Annotated in this window: 16 protein-coding genes and 1 tRNA gene; 9 read left to right on the forward strand and 8 right to left on the reverse strand. The window is 70.6% G+C overall.

Annotated elements, in window-relative coordinates:
• Window positions 1-14: 14 nt before the first annotated feature.
• Both GIS00_RS19780 and GIS00_RS19785 read left to right on the forward strand, forming a co-directional pair.
• Window positions 15-833 carry an alpha/beta fold hydrolase gene (locus tag GIS00_RS19780; protein ID WP_154770138.1) on the forward strand — a complete coding sequence of 273 codons (819 nt, stop codon included), beginning with the start codon at window positions 15-17 and terminating at the stop codon, window positions 831-833.
• Entirely contained in the window at window positions 830-2,284 is a 1,455-nt protein-coding gene (locus GIS00_RS19785; RefSeq protein ID WP_322098181.1) for an amidase, read from the forward strand. Before GIS00_RS19780 ends, GIS00_RS19785 begins: the two co-directional genes overlap by 4 nt.
• Window positions 2,285-2,326: 42 nt before the next feature.
• Here GIS00_RS19785 and GIS00_RS19790 read toward each other — a convergent pair whose 3' ends face one another.
• Complete coding sequence (locus tag GIS00_RS19790; RefSeq protein WP_196073370.1) at window positions 2,327-3,775, reverse strand: neutral zinc metallopeptidase; 1,449 nt, start codon at window positions 3,773-3,775, stop codon at window positions 2,327-2,329.
• A 178-nt stretch (window positions 3,776-3,953) separates the two neighbouring features.
• Window positions 3,954-5,084, reverse strand: coding sequence for an ABC transporter ATP-binding protein (locus GIS00_RS19795; RefSeq protein ID WP_154770140.1), 1,131 nt, complete (start codon window positions 5,082-5,084; stop codon window positions 3,954-3,956).
• Window positions 5,085-5,426: 342 nt separating this feature from the next.
• Between GIS00_RS19795 and GIS00_RS19800 the strand changes: the two genes are divergently transcribed.
• Window positions 5,427-6,506, forward strand: a complete 1,080-nt coding sequence (locus GIS00_RS19800) for a LacI family DNA-binding transcriptional regulator (protein ID WP_154770141.1) — start codon at window positions 5,427-5,429, stop codon at window positions 6,504-6,506.
• Window positions 6,507-6,548: 42 nt separating this feature from the next.
• Here GIS00_RS19800 and GIS00_RS19805 read toward each other — a convergent pair whose 3' ends face one another.
• Together GIS00_RS19805 and GIS00_RS19810 are read right to left on the reverse strand one after the other, a co-directional pair.
• Window positions 6,549-8,840 carry a bifunctional alpha,alpha-trehalose-phosphate synthase (UDP-forming)/trehalose-phosphatase gene (locus GIS00_RS19805; protein ID WP_322098182.1) on the reverse strand — a complete coding sequence of 764 codons (2,292 nt, stop codon included), beginning with the start codon at window positions 8,838-8,840 and terminating at the stop codon, window positions 6,549-6,551.
• 114 nt (window positions 8,841-8,954) lie between these two features.
• Window positions 8,955-9,527, reverse strand: coding sequence for a peptide deformylase (locus GIS00_RS19810; RefSeq protein WP_322098183.1), 573 nt, complete (start codon window positions 9,525-9,527; stop codon window positions 8,955-8,957).
• A gap of 212 nt (window positions 9,528-9,739) precedes the next feature.
• On the opposite strand from GIS00_RS19810, the gene efeU reads away from it, so the two are divergent.
• The 6 genes from efeU (at window position 9,740) to GIS00_RS19840 (ending at window position 15,961) form a co-directional block, all read left to right on the forward strand.
• Window positions 9,740-11,395: an iron uptake transporter permease EfeU gene (efeU, locus tag GIS00_RS27930; protein ID WP_322098185.1), complete on the forward strand. Its 1,656-nt coding sequence runs from the start codon at window positions 9,740-9,742 to the stop codon at window positions 11,393-11,395.
• A 114-nt stretch (window positions 11,396-11,509) separates the two neighbouring features.
• Window positions 11,510-12,802, forward strand: coding sequence for an iron uptake system protein EfeO (gene efeO / locus GIS00_RS19820; protein WP_322098186.1), 1,293 nt, complete (start codon window positions 11,510-11,512; stop codon window positions 12,800-12,802).
• A gap of 125 nt (window positions 12,803-12,927) precedes the next feature.
• Complete coding sequence (gene efeB / locus GIS00_RS19825; RefSeq protein WP_322098187.1) at window positions 12,928-14,274, forward strand: iron uptake transporter deferrochelatase/peroxidase subunit; 1,347 nt, start codon at window positions 12,928-12,930, stop codon at window positions 14,272-14,274.
• Window positions 14,275-14,513: 239 nt separating this feature from the next.
• On the forward strand, window positions 14,514-15,071 hold the full coding sequence (locus GIS00_RS19830) for a helix-turn-helix domain-containing protein (protein WP_154770142.1): 558 nt from the start codon (window positions 14,514-14,516) through the stop codon (window positions 15,069-15,071).
• A gap of 62 nt (window positions 15,072-15,133) precedes the next feature.
• A tRNA-Thr gene (locus GIS00_RS19835) sits at window positions 15,134-15,209 on the forward strand.
• Between the two features lie 47 nt (window positions 15,210-15,256).
• A complete protein-coding gene (locus GIS00_RS19840; RefSeq protein WP_154770143.1) occupies window positions 15,257-15,961 on the forward strand; it encodes a class I SAM-dependent methyltransferase in 705 nt (234 codons plus the stop codon).
• Between the two features lie 69 nt (window positions 15,962-16,030).
• Here GIS00_RS19840 and GIS00_RS19845 read toward each other — a convergent pair whose 3' ends face one another.
• Genes GIS00_RS19845 through aztB form a run of 4 tightly spaced genes read right to left on the reverse strand, consistent with a single transcriptional unit; the run spans window position 16,031 to window position 20,275 of the window.
• A complete protein-coding gene (locus GIS00_RS19845; protein ID WP_154770144.1) occupies window positions 16,031-17,314 on the reverse strand; it encodes an NHL repeat-containing protein in 1,284 nt (427 codons plus the stop codon).
• Between the two features lie 53 nt (window positions 17,315-17,367).
• Window positions 17,368-18,273, reverse strand: a complete 906-nt coding sequence (locus GIS00_RS19850) for a metal ABC transporter solute-binding protein, Zn/Mn family (RefSeq protein WP_407666886.1) — start codon at window positions 18,271-18,273, stop codon at window positions 17,368-17,370.
• Entirely contained in the window at window positions 18,270-19,427 is a 1,158-nt protein-coding gene (locus GIS00_RS19855) for an ABC transporter (protein WP_154770145.1), read from the reverse strand. Before GIS00_RS19855 ends, GIS00_RS19850 begins: the two co-directional genes overlap by 4 nt.
• Complete coding sequence (gene aztB, locus GIS00_RS19860; RefSeq protein WP_322098189.1) at window positions 19,424-20,275, reverse strand: zinc ABC transporter permease AztB; 852 nt, start codon at window positions 20,273-20,275, stop codon at window positions 19,424-19,426. The genes GIS00_RS19855 and aztB overlap by 4 nt, the downstream gene beginning before the upstream one ends.
• Window positions 20,276-20,344: the final 69 nt, after the last annotated feature.

Here is a 20,344-nt window from a genome sequence, read left to right on the forward strand (position 1 = left end):
GAGAAGGATCCCTGATGGCCGCTCTCGAGATCTCCCGGTCCGTGCGCGAGGTGCACTGCCCCGACGGCACCACGATCAGCTATTCCGTCGGGGGCGGTCCCGGTGGACCCACGCTGGTGGCGGTCCATGGGATGTGCTGTCGCAAGGAGCACTTCGACGCCCTGATCGAGTACCTACCGACCGACTACCGTGTGGTGGCAGTTGATCTCGCAGAACACGGCGCCTCCAGATCGGACCGTTCCGACTTCAGCATCACGTCGTTCGCCCGTGACGTGCTCGCGGTGGTGGAGGCGGAGCAGGTCGACCGTTGCATCGTCGTCGGACACTCGATGGGTGGAGCCGTCGGCATCGAACTGGCGGTGATCGCACCTGAGAAGATCGATGCGGTGGTCGGTCTCGACTCGGTGCACTATGCCGGACTGTACCCGGCGCAGACCGCGGAAGCCGTGGCGGCAGTGGTCGACCCGATGGCGGCGGACTGGATCGGCGGTACCCGCGGCCTCATCACCTGGGGGACCGTCCCGGGCTCGGATCCGGAGGTGTCCGAGGACATGTTCCGGCAGATGTCGGGCATGCGGCAGCCAGCCGGACTGCGGGCACTCCGCGGGCTGCTCGAATGGGACCTGGGCGCAGCGCTGTCCGCCACCGACCGTCCCTTGGTGGTGTTCGCCGCCCGGGACCTGTACGACGTGGAGGCCAACCGGGTGCTGGAGGACCGGGTCACCTTCCACAGCGTCGATCTCGGCGGGCACTTCTTCCTCGTCGACCATGCGCAGGAGACCGCGCAGTTGCTCGTCGACGCGGTGGGCCGGCTGGCAGGTGGCCGGGCGTGACACGCACCCACACCGGTGACCCCGCGGACGGGAGCGCTCCGGCGAACGACGGCCGCCGGGGTTCCTATGACCCGCGGACCTTCCAGGGGCTCCGGTTCCACACCGCGATCGGCGCCTTCAGGGACGGCAGCGACTCACCGCGTGAGTACCTGGAGCGATGCCTCGCCGTCATCGCCGACCGGGAGCCGGAGGTACGTGCCTGGGTCCTGGTCGATGAGACAGGCGCCAGGAAGCAGGCCGATGCGAGTGGCAGGCGGTGGCGGGACGGCAGTCCATTGTCCCCGGTCGACGGCCTGCCGATCGGTATCAAGGATCTGCTGGAAACCCGGGACATGCCCACCCAGATGGGGTGCGCCGCCTTCGAGGGCAACTTCCCGCGCCGTGACAATGCAGCCGTGTGGGCCCTTCGTCAGGCCGGGGCCGTCATCGTCGGCAAGACGGTCACCACCGAACTCGGCGGTCCCGAACCGAGCATCACCACCAACCCGTTCCATCGGGAGCACACCCCGGGCGGTTCGTCGTCCGGCTCCGGCGCGGCGGTCGCGGCCGCCATGGTTCCCGCCACCATCGCCACCCAGACCGGTGGTTCCCTGATGAGACCGGCGAGCTTCAACGGGAATTGGGGACTCAAGCCCTCGCAGGGCGCGATCAACCGCGGCGAGCGGCAGACCGCGAGCATGACCACGCACGGCGTCCTCGCCGCATGCCCGGAGGACATGTGGCAGATCGCCATCGAGATCGCGTCGCGCTGCGGCGGGGATCCCGGATGGCCCGCGCTGTACGGGCCACCGGTCCCGCCGACTCCGCACCGGCCCGCCACCCTGGCCGTCATGGAGACCGACGGCTGGGCACGGCTCGCTCCGGTCGCCCGGGCGGCCTTCGAGGAGTTGCTGGCGCAGTTGGACGCACAGAGCGTGCGGATCCTGCGCAGGGGCGACGATCCGGTGCTCGACCGGTTCGAGGCCTCGCTGGCCGGGACCAGCGAACTCGGTAGCAACATCCTTGCCTGGGAGCACTACTGGGCCTTCCGCGATGTGCTCGGCGACCGTCCGGACCGGGTGAGCGCCCGCGGGAGGAGGTTCTTCATCGAGGCGGCCGAGCAGCTCACGGCGGCCGGCTACGAGGCGGCGCTGCGGGAGCGCGCAACGATCAGGACACTGCACGCCCAGCTGAGCACCCGGGCGGATGCCATCATCGCGCCGACCTCCACCGGTCCCGCCCCGGAGTGGCACGGCGATGTCCCCGGACAGCAGCCGGCGAAATGGCCGACCGGTGATCCCGCCTTCAACTTCCCCAGTTCGCTCCTCGGTGCGCCGGCGGTCAACGTCCCGCTGATCGGCATCGACGGACTGCCGTTCGGCGTGCAACTGCTCGGTCAGCCGGGCACCGACGCCCGGATGGTGGCCGGTGCGCGTTGGATGAGCGAGGCACTCACCCCGATCGTCCACTGACGATCGGATTGTCCTGTGAGCGGACGGAACCGCGAGAAGGCCTCAGGCGGCGTAGAAGTCGTAGCACTCCGTAGCGCCCTGGACGACGCCGATGTAGAGGGCCTGCACCTGGTCGATGACGAAGGTGGAGGTCTTGCCGGCGGTGTCCGAGGCGGCGAGCGGGGACTCCATCACCTGGTAGACGGCCTTGTTGAGGTCGGTCGGATTGAGCGCCAGGTTCTGCGGGCCGCGCGGTTCCTTCATCCAGGAGGCCCAGGCCCCGGAGTAGCAGAGCGCGCGCAGGCCCGCCTGGTTGCCGAGCGGGTTCTGCCCGCCGGGGTTCTGGGCGGCCAGCGCGTACCGGCTGGCCAGCAGCACGACGGCGGAGAAGTCGCCGTTGGTGGAGGCGAAACCGGCGTTGGGTGTACCGATCCGCTGCAACTCGGCCAGGTTGTAGGACACCGTGTTCGTGGACCCGCAGTACGACACCGGGAAGGTGCCGGGGGTGCCGTTGCAGTCCGGGCCGGTGGTGCCCTCGAAGGTGGTCAGCGTCGGTGCCTGGTAGGTGGCACCGAGGATCTCCTCGAAGTACAGGTTCAGCGTCTCGGCGACGGCGTCGATGAAGTCCTCGGTGATGTCGACGTTGCCGAAGTCCTTGGGGATCACGGTGAACCCGGCCTCGGTGATGCGCTGGTCCACCTCGGCCTGGTCGATCTCGTCGCAGCGCTTCACGCCGTTCGCGTACCCCAGCGAGAAGGCCAGCGAGCGGTCGAACCCGCTGCCGTGCGCCTGTTCCGCGGACGCCGTCATGCCGACCGGGTCGCCGGTCCACATCATCGCGGTGAGCACCTCACGCATACCCACGCCCTGGTTGAGGTCGTAGTAGGTGGAGTTGCCGTCGGCGACCCAGCGCCAGTACGCGCCGGCGTAGCAGTCGGCCTGCTGCTCCAGCATGATCACGGTCTCGCCGTCGAAGGTGGTGCCCAGCAGGTACTGCACCAGGTGGCCCATCTCGTGCGCCAGGATCGTCGGCGCGGCGAGATCGCCGACCTCCTCGGCCATCCGGGGCAGCAGCACCCCGCGGTCCCACATGATCGAGTTGCAGGACGGGTCGTAGGCGGCGTTCGCCTCACCGTAGAGGTCGCGGCCGCAGGCGCTGGCCGACGAGTCCTCGGAGTCGTAGGAGAACAGCTCATCCGGGCCCTTGAACGTGGTGCCGGGGAAGTTCTCCGGCAGCACCTGGGTGTAGAACGCCTCCAGGTCGGCGAGGGTGTTCTTCGCCTGGACGTCCCACTCGGTGTTGGCGTCGCCGGTGACCTTCAGGTCCGCCGGTGCCACCCCGGCCTTCGCGCCGTTCGGGCCCTCCGCGGACGGACCGGGATCGACGGTCGCCGCACCGATCTTCATCGCCGTGCCGGAGACGGCCGACGTGCACCCGGTGACCAGCACGGCCAGCGCGATCATCAGCGCGGGCAGACCGCGCCTGCGTGCCCGACCTGTCGTGCTGCCCACGTGCTGTCCACCTCCGGCTCGACGACCCACGATCCGCAGGCCCTCGCCTGAAACTACCGGCGACGACGCCGGACCGGACCGGAAATCGGACACCCGCGGCCCGGAACCCACCCGCGGACACCCCGGACAGCCGTGAGGGCGGCCCCGGCGCACCGGGACCGCCCTCATCGGAGCAGCGTTACTTGGTGAGCGTGGCCGCACCCGAGGAGTCGGCCGGCACGGCGCCCGAGCTGGCCAGCCGCAGACCCGTGGTCGGGTCGAACAGGTGGATGTGCTCGGAGTCCGGCACGGTGGCACGGATCGTGGAGCCGGCGGTCAGCGAGATCCGGGCGTCGGCGCGGATCACCAGGCGCTTGCCGTCCGGGCCGTGGCCGTGGATGAAGGAGTCGGCGCCGAGCTCCTCGACCAGGTCGACGGTCACCGGGATGCCCTCGCTGGCCAGGATCAGGTTCTCCGGCCGGACACCGAAGGTGACCTCGGACAGCCCCTTCGACGAGGCCTCCGACAGCAGCTCACGGGGGAGCGGCACGACGGTCTCGCCGAGCTTCGCGCCCTCCGGGGTGAGCGGGGCGGTCAGCAGGTTCATGGCAGGGGAGCCCATGAAGCCGGCGACGAACACGTTGGCCGGGCGGTCGTACAGCGTCCGCGGGGTGTCGACCTGCTGCAGGATGCCGTCCTTGAGCACCGCGACCCGGTGGCCCATGGTCATGGCCTCGACCTGGTCGTGGGTGACGTAGACGGTGGTGGTGCCGAGGCGGGCCTGCAGCTCGGCGATGTTCGCGCGGGTCTCCACCCGGAGCTTGGCGTCCAAGTTCGACAGCGGCTCGTCCATCAGGAAGACGGAGGGCTCACGGACGATGGCGCGGCCCATCGCAACACGCTGCCGCTGGCCACCGGAGAGGGCCTTCGGCTTGCGGTCGAGGTAGCGCTCGAGGTCGAGCAGGCCGGCGGCCTCCTTGACCTTGCGACCGATCTCCTCCTTGTTGACGCCGCGCAGCTTCAGTGCGAAGCCCATGTTCTCGGCGACCGTCATGTGCGGGTACAGCGCATACGACTGGAACACCATGGCGATGTCGCGGTTCTTCGGCGGGACGTGGGTGACGTCGCGGCCGCCGATGATGATCTGACCCTCGTTGACGTCCTCCAGGCCGGCCAGCATGCGCAGCGCGGTCGACTTGCCGGAACCGGACGGGCCAACCAGCACCAGGAACTCGCCGTCGGCGATGGTGATGTTGACCTTGTCGACGGCGCGGACCGGGGGATTGCCGGGGTAGACGCGCGAGGCGTCCTTGTAGATCACTTCAGCCATGGGGTGTCCTTCCACCTCGTCCCGGCCGGGGTGCGGTCGGGCAGTTCCTGGGCCGTGTCCCGCCGCGCGACGGGCTGCGGGCGGGGCGGCGGCCACCGGTCTCCCGGCGGTCGACGCCACGGGTCCGGACTGGCCCACCGTCGGGTCGGAGCGGGCGAGTGCGCCCGCGTGATCGACCGTAGCCGCTCCGGGCGGTGTTGCCAAGGGAAAGTTGGTAAGCGTTTTCCCGATCGCTTCCCGGGGTACTCCGGTTGCCGTTGTTGATCACCCGCCCGTGCGGCATCGCAGCCGGTCGGGCCGGGGTGCGTGCCGAACGCCGTTGCCGCCGACTACCTTTCCTGCATGGAACGTTCGTCCCGTTCGCGACCGCCGGCCACCCTGGCCTCGCTGGCTGCCGAGGTCGGCGTGTCGCGGACGACGGTGTCGAACGCCTACAACCGGCCGGACCAGCTCTCGCCGGCGTTGCGGGCCCGGGTGATGGAGGCGGCCGCCCGGCTCGGCTACCCCGGGCCGGACCCGGTCGCGCGCTCGCTGCGCACCCGCAAGGCCGGCGCCATCGGGCTGCTGCTCACCGAGCAGCTCTCCTACGCCTTCCGCGACCCGGCCGCGGTCGCCTTCCTGGAAGGCCTGACCCTGGAGTGCGACAGCGCCAAGGTCGGGCTGTTGCTGGTGCCGGCCCGGCCGGACTCCGACGACGTGACCGCGGTGGCCGGGGCGTCGGTCGACGGCTTCGTCGCCTACTCGATGCCGGACGACGACCCGCACCTGCGCGCGGTGCTGGCCCGCCCGGTGCCCGCGGTCATCTGCGACCAGCCGGCCGTGCCCGGCACCGATCTGGTCGGGATCGACGACCACGCCGCGGCCCGCGGTCTGGCCGACCACCTGGTCGAGCTCGGGCACCGACGGATCGGCGTGGTCTGCATGCGGCTCGGGCGGGCCCGCCGGGACGGCGCCGTCGACCTGGTCCGGCAGCAGGCCGCGCACTACCACGTGCAGCGCAACCGGCTGGCCGGGCTGCGCGAGGGATTCACCGCCGCCGGGGTGGCCTGGGACCGGGTACCGGTCGTCGAGCAGTTCGACCACTCGGTGGAGAGCGGCGCCCGCGGCGCGGCAGCGGTGCTCGCGATGGACCCGGGCATCACCGCGCTGATCGCCACCTCCGACGTGCTGGCGATGGGTGCGATCGACGAGCTGCACCGCCGCCGGCAGCGGGTGCCGGAGGACGTCTCGGTGTCCGGGTTCGACGGGATCCGGGCGGCCCGGGAGATGCAGCTGACCACCGTGGTGCAGCCGGTCGAGGACAAGGGCCGCTATGCCGGACGGCTGCTGCTGGACCCGGCGCGGTCCACCCGCGGCCGGAAGGTGGTGCTGCCCACCACGTTCCTGGCCGGACAGACCACCGCACCGCCGCGGGTGCGGTGAGCCGTTCTCAGCCCGCGGCGCTCGTGAAGGAGCGAGAACTCCTCAGGTGCCGGAGGTGTCGCGCACCTGGCGGCGGATGAACCGCTGCCGGGCCGCCGCCAGCACGGTGAGCAGGTCGCGCACCCTCTCGGGATCGGCCACCCGCAGGTCGGCCGCGGTGTTGCCGGGACCGACCTTCACCCCGAGATCACCGTCGTGCAGGGTGACGAACGCGGTCTCGTCCGTGACGTCGTCGCCGATGTAGAGCACTGCGGTGCAGTGGTTCTGCTGCCGCAGCTGCTGGATCGCCTTGCCCTTGTCGGTGGCGATCACCGTCAGCTCGAGCACCTTCTTGCCGCGCAGCAGGTGCACGCCGGCCCAGGTCGCCGGGTCGTCCTCGATCGCCGCGGTGACGGCCGCGGCATCCTTCTCCGACGCCAGCCGCAGGTGGACCGCGATGCCGGTCGGCTTCGGCTCGAGCGAGATGTCCTGGTACTCACTGGTGATCGACTGCAGCACCCGGCGGAGCCGGGCCAGTCGGGCTGCCGCGTCGGCCGGGATCTCGCCGGGTTCCGTAGTGCCGCCGGTGGTCTCGGCGCCGTGGCTGCCGACCAGCAGGAACGGCGAGGTGTCGACGCCGAGCAGGGTCGGCAGGTCCGCGAGTGCCCGGCCGGACACCACGGCGACGACGGTGCCGTGCACCGCGGCCAGGTCGGCCAGTGCGTCCAGCTGGCCGGGCAACGGTGTCGCGGCGGCCGGGTCGTCGACGATCGGCGCCAGCACCCCGTCGAAATCCGTTCCGACGAGCAGTCTCTCGGTCTCCGCGATGGTGTTGACCGCGGTGATGACGTCCGGCGACAGTCGGGCCCGCGCTTCGGCCACACGGTCCCGGACGCCCTCGAGATTGGACAGGAAGTCCGCCGCCCAGCGGTCGACGTCGTGCGTCAGGACCTGCCGGCGCAGGATCCGCATCCGGCGCCTGGCCTCCACCGCGGGCATGGTCAGGGCGGTGCGCAGGCCCTCCTTGACACCGTCGGTGTCGTACGGATTGACCAGCAGCGACGACCTGAGTTCCTGTGCGGCGCCGGTGAACTCACTCAGCAGCAGCACGCCGCCGCCGTCCACCCGGCAGGCCACGTACTCCTTGGCGACCAGGTTCATCCCGTCCCGCAGCGGGGTCACCGCCATCACGTCCGCGGCCACGTAGAACGCCGCCAGCTGCTCACGCGGGAACGACTGGTGCAGGTAGTGCACGGCGGGATGACCGATCCGGCCGAAATCGCCGTTCATGGCGCCGACCTGACGCTCGATGCCCTCGCGCATGGTGATGTAGGACTGCAGCCGCTCCCGGCTCGGGGTGGCCACCTGGATCATCACCGCGTCCCGCGCCGCCGGGTCGCCCTCGGCGAGCAGCTCGCCGAAGGCGCGCAGTCGGATGTCGATGCCCTTGGTGTAGTCCAGCCGGTCGACGCCGAGAATGATCTTCGACGGGTTGCCCAGGTCACTGCGCAGCTGCTTGGCCGCCTCGTGCACCTCCGGAGTGGCGGCGAGCGAGGACTGGCCGCCGGAATCGATCGAGATCGGGAACGCGCCGACCCGCACGGTCCGACCCTCGTACTCCACCGAACCGCCCGAGGTGGCAAGCCCCAGCAGGGTTCTCGCCAGCCTGACGAAGTTGCGGGAGCCGCCGGGCAGTTGGAAACCGATGAGGTCGGAGCCGAGCAGTCCGCGCATGATCTGCTTGCGCCAGGGCAGCCGGCTGAAGAGTTCCGACGGCGGGAACGGGATGTGCAGGAAGAAGCCGATGCGGACGTCCGGGCGCAGCTTGCGCAGCATCTCCGGTACCAACTGCAGCTGGTAGTCGTGCACCCACACGGTGGCGCCCGGCGCAGCCACCTCGGCGGCCCGGCGGGCGAACCGCTCGTTGACCTTCCGGTAGGAGTCCCACCAGACCCGGTGGTACTCGGAGTCGGCGACCGCGTCGTGGTAGAGCGGCCACAGGGTGGCGTTGGAGAAACCCTCGTAGTACTGGTCGATCTCGTCCGACGACAGGGTCAGCGGATGCAGCGTGAGGCCGTCCGCCGTCGTCGGGTCCAGGGTGACGTCGGGGGTCCCGGGCCAACCGATCCATGCGCCGTGCCGGCGGGACAGGATGGGCTCGAGCGCGGTGACCAGTCCGCCCGGGGCCTGCCGGGCCTTGGTGCTGCCGTCCGGCTGCACCTCGAGGTCGAAGGGGAGCCGGTTCGCGACGACGACCATGTCGACCTGCTGGTACGTGGTGCCGCCGTCCTCGTCGTGGCCGGTGGGGGGCTCCGATCCGGTCGGCCGGTCCGTCGTCTCTCCAGTTGATGCCACGGCCCCAGCCTACGGTGGACGGGGGACGGGCCTTCACCCGGCCGGAGGATGCATGGCCGCCGGACCGGCGCCAGGCGCAGGACGGATCGGGGTCAGTGGCCGAACGGATCGGGGTCAGTGGCCGAACGGATCGGGGTCCTGGCCGGGCATCCAGCTGTGGCCGGGGACGTCCCAGCCGTTGCGTTTCACCATCTTCTTCGCAGCCCGCGCGTGCCGCCCGATCAGCCGGTCGATGTAGAGGAACCCGTTGAGGTGATCGGTCTCGTGCTGCAGACAGCGGGCGAAGAAGCCGGTGCCCTCGACCTCGACCGGCTCGCCCTTCACATCGACGCCGGTGACCTTGGCCCAGTGCGCGCGACCGGTCGGGTAGTTCTCCCCGGGCACGGACAGGCAACCCTCGTAGTCGTCGTCCGGGTCCGGCATGGTCTCCGGGATCTCGGAGGTCTCCAGCACCGGATTGACCACGTAGCCGCGGTGCCGGGTGCCGGTGTCGTCAGGGCAGTCGTAGACGAACACCTTGCGGGTGTCGCCGACCTGGTTGGCGGCCAGCCCGGCGCCGTTGGCGGCGGTGTTCGTCTCGAACAGGTCCTCGACGAAGGCGGCCAGGGCGTCGTCGAACTCCGTGACGGGCGTCGTCGGCCGGTGCAGCACCGGCTCTCCGCAGATGACGATGGGGAGGATGGTCACCGCGCGATCCTACGGTCGGCCGGGAGTGCCGCTGCCGCCCGCGCATGCCTGTGCACTGCATCACAAGGTCCTCCTTGTGGTCCCCCACCTGCGGCCTTGCCGCGAACGAACCTGCCCGACGGTGTTCTCGTCCGTGCTGGGAGGGAGTAACGTGCCGCCCGGACATCGTTAGGTCAGGCTCACCTGATCACCCGGCAGCGGAAGGGGGTCCGGTGCTCGCGACGTTCGTCATCGGACTCCGGGAAGGCCTCGAGGCCGCTCTGATCGTCGGCATCATCGCCGCGTTCCTCCGGCAGAACGGTCGGTCGGACGCGCTGCGCCGGATGTGGCTCGGCGTCGGCGCCGCGGTCGTCATCTGCATCCTGGTCGGCGTCGGCCTCGAGGTCGTCAACGAGAACCTGCCGCAGCGGCAGCAGGAGATGCTCGAATGCGTCGTGGCCGGCATCGCCGTGGTGATGGTCAGCTACATGATCCTGTGGATGCGTAAGCACTCCCGTGACCTGCGCAAGGACCTGCAGGTCGCCACCGGCGAGGCGCTCGCCGCCGGCAGCGCCACCGCGCTGGTGGTGATGGCCTTCCTCGCGGTCTTCCGCGAGGGCTTCGAGACGTCCGTCTTCCTGCTCGCCGCGTTCCAGTCGGCGGTCTCGCCGGCGCTGGCCGAGCTGGGGGCCGTGCTCGGCATCGCCGTCGCGCTGGTGCTCGGCTACCTCGTCTACCGCGGCGGGGTGCGGCTGAACCTGGCGAAGTTCTTCCGGATCACCGGCGTCGTCCTGGTCTTCGTCGCCGCCGGCCTGGTGATGAGCACCCTGCGCGCCGCCTACGAGGCCGGCTGGCTGACCGTCGGCCAGCAGACCGCGGTGTCGCTGACCTCGGTGGTCCGCCCGGGCAGCGTCGTCGAGGGGCTGCTCACCGGCGTCCTCGGCATCCGGTCCACCCTGCCGGTGATCGAGGTCGTCGCCTGGCTGCTCTACCTGGTCTCCATGCTCGCCGTGGTGCTCTGGCCGGCCCGTCGGGTGCCCGCGGCGGGCACCCGTGCGGTGATGCTGGCCGGCATCGCCGGGGTCGCCGCGCTGGTCGCGGTGGTCCTGGTCGTGACGGTCCGGCCACCGGCCCTCGAATCCGCGACCGCCACGGTGACCGCGCAGGGGCAGGCGAGCGCGGGGACCGACCCGACCGACGGCACCGATCTGGCCGGCACGACCGTCGCGGTCACCTCGGACCTGATCCTCACCACCGACCGGACCGGTGCGGCGATCACCTTCTCCGGGGACGTCACGCTGTCCGGCACCACCACTCTGACGTTGAGCGGTCACCGCACGGACAACGGCGTGTCCGCGGCCCGCTACCAGGGCACCCCGGTGTCCGGCCCGGCCGCCGGTCTCCCCGCGGAGCTGACCCGGGACCAGGTGATCGCCATCGGTGGCGGCCGGCTGCCGGTCGGTGCCGGGAATGCCGGCCGGAACAGCACTTTCGGGGCGGCCTGGACCGACACCGTGACCCCGGTCGTCGACATCGACCCGTCCACCGGGCAGGTCCTGGCCGTCGATCTCACCGTCGTCCGCAGCCTCGAGCTCACCGCGTCGACCGGCCGCACCCTGATCGGCGGCGACGTGCTCACCGCCGACCTGACCACCCCGGCCGAGACCATCGCCGGACTGGCCGAACGGTCCGACGAGCGGTCCGCCGCCGCCGACCGGGCGCAGGTCTGGGGCTCGGTCATCCCCTCGCTGCTGGCCGTCTTCGCCGTCGTGGTCGCGGGTTTCGCGATCGCCGCCGGGGTGGCCCGGCGCCGGGCCGGGCCGACGGCGCCTACCGGCGCGCCGGTCGAACCCCCGTCGCCCGTCCTCTCCGGCGACCAGGGTCGCTGAGCCCTCCCGAAACCGCTTGCGGCGTCATCTTTCTCGCCGTGCTCCGCGTAGTACCGAACCATCCCAGCAGTCCCGCATCGGCCCTGTCGGCCGGACACCCCATCAGGAGATCCTGTGACCACCCTCCCTCGCACCCGGACCGCCGCGGCCGTCCTGACCTGCGCTGCGGCGCTGGTGCTGACCGCCTGCGGCTCCTCCGGATCCTCGGAGAGCAGCACCTCGGCCACCGCGGCGGCGACCACGTCCGCCGCCGTGAGCTCCGCGACCTCCGCTGCGTCGACCGAAGGCTCGGCCACCGGATCGTCGGCGACCTCGTCGTCCGGCGGTGACGGGGCTGCCCAGGTGGTCACGGTGACCATCACCGACGCCGACGGCTGCGTCGCCGACCCGGACACGGTGGCCGCCGGCCCGGTCACCTTCAACATCAACAACGTCGACGCCCTCGGCGTCACCGAGATGGAACTCGTTGCGGAGCAACGGATCCTGGGCGAGCGGGAGAACCTGACCCCCGGCTTCGACTCCACCTTCTCGGTGCGGATCGACGGCGGTTCGTACGAGATCTTCTGCCCGGGTGCGGCCACCGAGCGCACCCCGTTCACCGTCACCGGCCAGGCGGCCGAGGTGACCGGTGATCTCGCCGACCTGCTGCAGCAGGCAGCCGTCGAGTACGCCGGCTACGTCGACGACCAGGTCGAGTTCCTCATCACCCCGGTCAAGGAACTGCAGAAGGCCATCGCCGACGGCGATCTCGAGGCCGCGCAGCAGGCGTACGCCAAGGCCCGCCCGTTCTACGAGCGGATCGAGCCGGTCGCCGAGTCCTTCCCGGACCTCGACCCGGCCATCGACCTGCGGATCGGTGACGTCGAGGAGGGCACCGAGTGGACCGGGTTCCACCCGATCGAGCAGGCGCTGTTCGAGAAGAAGACCACCGACGGCCTCAACGATCTCGCCGACAAGCTGGTCGCCGACATCGAGGAGCTGCAGAAGCTGACCGGCGAGCTGTCCGCGGCCACCATCGCGGACAACGGCAAGGGCTACCAGCCGTTCGAGATCGCCAACGGCGCTTCGGGTCTGCTCGACGAGGTGCTGCAGTCGAAGATCACCGGTGAGGAGGAGGCCTACTCCAAGATCGACCTGCTCGACTTCGAGGCCAACGTCGAGGGTTCACTGCAGGCCTTCGCCACCCTCGAGCCGGCGCTCGACCAGATCGACCCGACCCTGGTGCCGACCATCTCCACCAAGTTCGACGACCTGATCGCCGTCCTCGACGACTACCGGGACGACTCCGCACTCGGCGGCTGGACCCCGTACACCGATCTGACCGCGGCGGACAAGAAGAAGCTGACCGACGCGCTGCTCGCCGTCCAGGAGCCGCTGAGCCAGATCGCCGCGAAGATCACGCAGTGACATTGCCTCGGCTGCGCGCTCGCTCCTGTCCTTGCCGCTGCGTTCGTGCCTCTCTCCGCGGCTGCGATCCTCACTCGCTGTCGCCTCGGGGACCTTTGCCTCGGGAGTTCTAGGAGAATGAGCAAGTGACCACTCCTGACGAGCCCGGCACCCAGCCGGCACCACCCGCGTCCGGCCCGAGCCGGCGCCGCTTCCTCGGCGGCGCCGCGCTCGGGGCGGCCGGGCTCGTCGGAGGGGCCGCGGCCGGCTACGGCATCAGGGCCACCCAGGACCGGCCGGCGGCCGACACCGACAGCGGTGAGCCGTCGTCGGTGGCCGGTGCGGTCTCCGTCGACAAGGCCGCGGCGCAGGTCGACTTCTACGGCGAGCGCCAGGCCGGCATCACCACGCCGCAGCAGGAGCGGCTGATGTTCGCCTCGCTGGACGTCACCACCACCGATGCCGACGAACTGCAGCGGCTGCTCGGCCGCTGGGCGGCGATGGCCGCCCGCTTCACCCAGGGCAAGCCGGTGAGTGACTCGCCCGGCAAGCCCCTGGCCCCGCCGTTCGACACCGGCGAGGCCGAGGACCTCGGCGCCTATTCGCTGACCGTCACGGTCGGCTTCGGCGCCTCCCTCTTCGACGACCGCTTCGGTCTGGCCGGGAAGCTGCCGGCCGCGTTGAAGCCGCTGGGTACCGTCCCCGGCGACACCACGATGCGGGAGAACTTCACCGGCGGCGACCTGTGCATCCAGGCCTGCGCCGACGACCCGCAGGTCGTCTTCCACGCCGTACGGAACATGGTCCGGGCCGCCCGCGGCACCGCGACCCTGCGCTGGTCCCAGCTCGGGTTCGGGCGCGCCTCGGCGACCGGCGCCGGCCAGACCACCCCGCGCAACCTGATGGGCTTCAAGGACGGCACCAACAACATCCACGCCGACGACACCGCAGCGGTGCAGGAGTTCGTCTGGGTCGGTGACGAGACCGACCAGCAGTGGATGAACGGCGGGTCGTACCTGGTCGCGCGGAAGATCCGGATGGAGATCGAGTCGTGGGACACCGACGACCTCGAGGACCAGGAGAAGATCTTCGGCCGGGAGAAGTCGTCCGGTGCGCCGCTGACCGGCGGTGAGGAGTTCACCGCCATCGACTTCAACCGCACCGGTGACGACGGTGAGCCGGTCATCGACATCAACTCGCATGTCCGGCTGTCGTCCCCCGAGGCCAACGGCGGCGTCCGGCTGCTGCGTCGCGGCTACAACTACACGGACGGCCAGGACCCGGACACGGGCAAGCTCGCCGCCGGCCTCTTCTTCATCTGCTACCAGCGCGACCCGCACGCGCAGTTCAAGGTCGTCCAGGCGCGGCTCGGTTCCACCGACCTGCTGAACGAGTACATCGCGCACATCGGCGGCGGTGTCTGGGCGTGCCCACCCGGTGTGACGGCCGCCGGTGACTGGTTCGGGAAGCGTCTCTTCACAGAGAACAGCTGAGAATCGCCCGTCCGTGTTTCACGAAACCGGACTTGATTACGTAGAGTCGGGATCGGCGCCGGTGACCAGCGCCCGAACGTGGATCGACTCCCTGGTTCCACGTGGTGGTGACATCATCGGCTCGACGGCATCACCCGCTGTGTTGATCGACAGGTCCGTAACGACGTTGCGTCCGGTCGGGTGGTTCACACACGGACGGCCGTCACGTCCGAAGGACAGGGCGGACGAGCGGAGAGTCGATGACGCAGGCGGTGGACGAAAAGTCCAAGGAGATGTTCGCGGATGCGGTGTGCCAACTGCTCCGTGAATCCCGCCGTCGGCAGAAGCTGACACAGGCGCAGGTCGCGGCCCGCACCGGTGGGCTGATCTCCAAGGCCGCACTCGCGAACTACGAGACCGGACACCGGTCGCTGCGGGTCGACGTGCTCTGGGTGATCGCCCGCGCACTGGGTGAGTCCATGGGCAGCCTGATCGCCACCGCCGAGCGCGGCATCGTGCACCGTCCCGATCGCGCCGGCACCGCCCCCGTCACCATCGACCTGGCCATCGTGCGCGCCAGCACCGACGACCGGCTGGCGCCCGTGCGCCGCTGGGTCGAGCTGAAGCAGGACACCAACACCGCTGGTGCGTCCGCCGGGGTGATGGTGCTCGACCAGGGCGCGCTGAACGCCCTGTCGTCGCTGATGGGCGTCACCCCCGCCGAGTGCCGGGTGATCCTCCGGTCCGTCGCCGGCCGCCCGCTCGACGGCGCCCCGGGCGCCCCGATCCCGGCCCAGGAAGTCCCCTTCGGCGCCTGACCGGGCTGGAGCGCGGAACCTGCGCGCGCCGCTGGCTAGACTGACCCGACCCTCCGGGGCAGGCCACCATGGCGCAATTGGTAGCGCACCCGACTTGTAATCGGGCGGTTGTCGGTTCAAGTCCGACTGGTGGCTCCACCCGTCCGCCAACGCTGTGCACGCCCCGCACCTGCGACGATGACCAGGTGAGCGGAAGCAACGACTACGACGCGTTCGCCGAGGCCTATGCGGCCGAGGGGGAGCGGAACATCACCAACGCGTACTACACGATGCCGGCGATGGTCGCGCTGGCCGGCGAGGTCGCCGGCCTGCGGGTGCTGGATGCGGGGTGCGGGGTGGGGCCGCTGATGGCTCTGCTGCGCGAGAAGGGCGCCGAGGTCTCGGGATTCGACGCCAGCGCCGGGATGATCGCGCTCGCGCGCAGGCGTCTCGGCGACGACGTCGACCTGCAGGTCGCAGCGCTGGGTGAGCGGCTGCCGTACTCGGATGCATCGTTCGACGTGGTGGTGTCGGCGCTGGTGCTGCACTACCTGCAGGACTGGGGTCCGGCGCTGGGAGAGTTGCACCGGGTGCTGCGCCCGGGCGGGCGGCTGGTAGTCGCCGTCCAGCATCCGTTCGTCGACTACGCCACTCAGGACCCGCGGCCCGACTACCACGCCACCACCAGCTGGACCGAGGAGTGGACCTTCGGCGGGCAGAGCTACCCGATGACGTTCTGGCGCCGTCCGTTGCACGCCATGACCGATGCCTTCACCGCTGCGGGATTCCGGCTCGTGACCATCGCAGAACCCCAGCCGGATCCGGCGGCGGAAGAGCTGTTCCCGGAGGACTTCCACGACTTCTCGACCAGGATGACCTTCCTCTTCTTCGTGCTCGAGGTCCCGGCCTGACAGGCGCCCGGAACACGAACCGGCCCGCCGGTGCCCTATCGGGCACCGGCGGGCCGTACCGCCACGAGGTCAGCTGACGAGGGCGACCTCCTTCGGGGTCACGTCCAGTTCGACGGTCCCGAGCACCTGGCCGGTCCCCAGATCGACCCGGTGCACGCTGTTGGTCGCCGGCTCGGTGACGTAGGCGATGTCGTCGTCCACGACGAGCGCCGGATGCGCGGTCTGCCACTCGGCCGGCCCGCGCCACGCCTCGATCACCGGGTAGGACTCGGCGAGCTTTCCGGCGGCGACGTCCAGCCGGTGCAGGGCTCCGTCGGTGCCGAGGATCCACGCGTCGTCGTTGCTGTCCCGACCGACGCCGCGCCAGGTGTAGGCCACCCCGTTCGGCAGGTCCAGGACATCGAGACCAGCAGCGGTGTTGGAGGTGTCGGCCAGTGCGAGGTGCGTGAGCTCGACGCCCTCGGCATCGGGGTCGTCCTTGTAATCGACGACGGCGACCGGCGAGTCGTCCGTGACGTAGGCGTTGCCGATCCGGCCGAACTCGTCAGGGCTGTCCAGCTTTGTGAAACTGCCGCCGGAGTAGACCAGCAGTCCGTCCTGGCAGCCGAACACCACGGCCTCGCCTTCCACCACACCTTCGCCGTGGACCGACGGGCACTGCTCGAACCGGCTCACTTCTTTGCCTGCGGCATCGAGAGCCCGCACTCCGGTGCGGGTCTCGCTGTTCCCTAGGGTCGCGAGCAGGGTGCCGTCGGCCAGTTCGACCGCGACCCCGTGGTGGGCCTCGGCCGACTCGACGTCCCGGGTCTCCGGGAGTGCAGCGACGGTCCCTCCGCCGTCCACCAGCGCGTCGGTCGGGAAGAGCTGGATCCGACCGGTGCCGTCGTCGAACAGCGCCGTGGTGCCCGCGTGCCGCACCACGTGGCCGGGTGTGGTTGCAGGAAAGGTCAGGTCGGTCAGCGCCGCTTCACCACCACGCGCGCCGGTGGCGAGCACCCGGAAGCCGCCCTCGGTGGTCACGTAGACGTGCTCGCCGTCGTCGGCGGAGTTCAGCCGGTTGAACCCGTCCAGCGGGAGATCAGCGACGGTGCCGAGAGTGTCGGCGTCCAGCACCAGGATCCCACCGTCGTAGGTGAGGGTGAGCCGGTCGCCTGCGCTCTGCGCCGTGGTGGCTGCGGACGACGGGGACGGCGATGCCGCAGAGGACGACGGTGTCGTATCAGCGGTCGGGACGGCGGTGGAGGATGAGCCTGCCTGCGCGGTGGTGCCGCATCCGCTGAGCAGGGCGAGGACGCCGGCGACGGCCGAAGTTGTGGCCATCAGCGCGCGGCGGTTCGTGGAAGGGTGGTGCATGGTGTCCTTTCGGGGGAGGGATGGTGCCGGGAACAGTTCGGGTGCAGCAGGTCTCAGGACAGGGCGGTGGTGATCCGGTCGGCGTTGACCCGGACCATCTCGAGGTAGGTCGGCGCCTCGCCGTCCGGTGCACTCAGCGACTCGGTGAAGAGCGGGACGACATCGATCTGCAGGCCGGTCTGTTCGGCGACGACCCGGGCCAGCCGGTCCGGTTGCGAGGAGTCGGCGAAGACGGCCGGGACGCCTGCGGACCTGATCGCCTGGGCGAGATCCTGGAGGTCGGCCGCGCTCGGTGCAGCCAGGGTGGCGCCGCCGGGGATGATCGCGCCCACCAGCCGGAAGTCGTAGCGCTCCGCGAGGTATCCGAAGACGTGGTGGTTGGTCACCAGGGCGCGCCGTGCAGCGGGGATGTCGGCGAACCGCAGAGCGACCTGCTGATCGAGACCGACCAGTTCCTCGCGGTAGTCGGCGGTCACCGATGCCAACTGCGCGGTGTCGATCCCGTCGAGGCCGGCCAGCTCGGCGGACAGCGCGTCCACCACGGCCACCATCCGGGTCGGGTCGGTCCAGAAGTGCGGGTCCGGGCCGGAGGCGTCCTCGGACGTGTACTGCAGCACGTCGATGTGCTCGCCCGCGACGAACCGTGCCACCCCGTCGTCCACCGCACGGTCCAGGTGCTGCTGGAGGCCTTCCTCCAGGCCGAGCCCGTTGGACACCAACAGCTCCGCGGTGCGCATCTGCTGGGCCTGCTGTGCGGACACCCCGGTGGAGTGCGGGTCCGCTCCCGGCGTCATCAGGGTGATGACCTCGGCCTGGTCACCGACCAGGTGGCGGGTGACGTCGCCCAGGACCGTGGTGGTCACCACCACGACCGGGCGTCCCGATCCTGTGGAGCTCGCGGATCCACATCCGACAAGAGCCAGCAGGCCCGCGAGGGCCGCGACGACAGGCCGCTTCACAGTCCGACCTCGGCCACGTGCACCGCGCCGGCGACGTCGAGAGTTCTTGCGATCCGTGCGGCGTCGCGGTAGTCGATCTCCAGGACGCCGGTGGTGGAGCGGATGTAGGCGCGGTCGGCATCGACCGTGAGGCGCAGTGTGGCATCGACCGGCCCGGCGGTGACGGATGTCCGCCCCAGCTCGGTGCCGGTGCTGTCCCACACCGCCACGGTGCCGTCCTTCATGACGCCGACGACGTGGCCGGCGCTGTCGTCGATCGCGCTGACCAGGAGCGGGGTCTCCTTGGTGGGAACGAGCTGCCAGCTCCGCTCCCGGGTGTCGAGCAGCCAGATCCCGGCGTCGGGTGCCACCGCGGCCACTGTGGGGCGACCGGACCGGCCCGCGAAGTCCGTTGCGCGGACGGAGCGTGCGGTGCCGGTCGGGTAGGGGATCGACTCGATCACCGCGGTGCCCTCGGTCACCGGAACCAGCAGGGCTCCCTCGGCACACCCCGCGACGACGCCGACCCTGGTGACGATGCCGCCGTGCGGATCGCCGCAGGGCGAGGAGGTCTCGATCGTTCCGTCCGCCCGCAGCACGTGGAGTTCGTCGTCGGCGGTGACCACCCAGCGATCCGCGTCGAGCGGAGCGACCATGCCGTCGGGGTCGGCGGCAGCCGTTGCCAGCACTGTGATCTCGCCCTGGCCCAGCCGGTCACGATCCAGCAGTACAGCGTCGCCACCGGCCGCGACGGCGGTCCGGTTCTCCGTCGAGTGGATCGTCGGCGTACCGGTCAGGTCCAGCTCCCCGGTGATCCGCGGCGTCGACCGGTAGTAGTGCACGTGGTCCCCGTGATCGGTGGTCCAGAGCCCGGAGTCGATGACGGCGGTCGGACCGCCGGTACGGGCTGCCAGCACGAACCGGCCGTCGTCGGCGATCCCGTCGACCGGACCGATCGCACCGAGCGTCGTGACATCCTCGGTGGCGAGGTCGACGAGAGTGACTGCGCCGGCACCTGAGATGCCCAGCAGCGAGCGTTGCTGGTCCTGCACCTCGGAGGCGCCGGCGACAAAGCCGTGGTCGTCACCGGTCCCGACCGGCGATGCGTCGTCGACCGTCGCTCCGCACCCGGCGACAGCAACACCCAGCAGGACAGCGGCGGCGAGTCGCTTCATGCCGACACCCCGACAGGAGCGGTAGGGACGCGCAGGCGATCGCGCACACCGCGCAGTGCCAGTGCTCCGAGGAACAGCAGCGTCGCGACGATCGCCACGGAGGCACCGGCCGCGGTGCCCGCGTGCCAGGACAGCAGCAGTCCGCAGCACACCGACAGGCTTCCGAGAACCGCTGCACCGAGCATGATCCGGGCGACGCTCCGGGCCCACAACAGTGCCGCAGCCGGCGGGGCCACCAGCAGTGCCACCACCAGCAACGTGCCGACGGCCCGGTAGGAGGCCACTACGGCGATGGTGATGAGGGCGGTCATACCGAACCGTGCGGTACGGGTGCCGAGGCCGAGGGTGGAGGCGAGGCGATCGTCGAAGGTCGCTGCCACGAAAGGACGGCGCAACACTGCGGCGAGCGCAGCGACCACCATGAGACCCACTGCCAGCAGGGCGATGTCAGCGGTGCCGATGGCGAGGATGTCGCCGAAAAGGATGGCGGTGAGATCGGTGGCGAACGAACGCGAGCCGGAGACGAGCACCACGCCGAGCGCCAGCATCCCGACGAACACCACGCCGATCGCGGTGTCGTCGGACAGCCGCCCGCGCCGGCCGAGCCAACTGATCCCGGCACTCATCGCCGTCGCGCTCGCGGCGGCGCCCAGTACCGGTGAGGCGCCGACCAGTGCCGCGGCCGCCACCCCCGGCAGCATGCCGTGGCCGATCGCCTCGCCGAGAAAGGCGTTGCCGCGCAGCACCACCCAGGTTCCGGCGACCGCGCAGATCGTCGCGGCGAGGACGCCGCCGAGGAGGGCGCGGAGGAAGAAGTCCGCGCCGAGCGGCTCGAGGAGGAAGGGCACGGCAGGAACCTAAATGAGAACGGCTATCGTTAGCAAACCGGGCTGTGGTCCGGCCGTGGCACCGGTGTC

This window comes from Nakamurella alba (genome assembly GCF_009707545.1).
Lineage (GTDB): Bacteria > Actinomycetota > Actinomycetes > Mycobacteriales > Nakamurellaceae > Nakamurella > Nakamurella alba.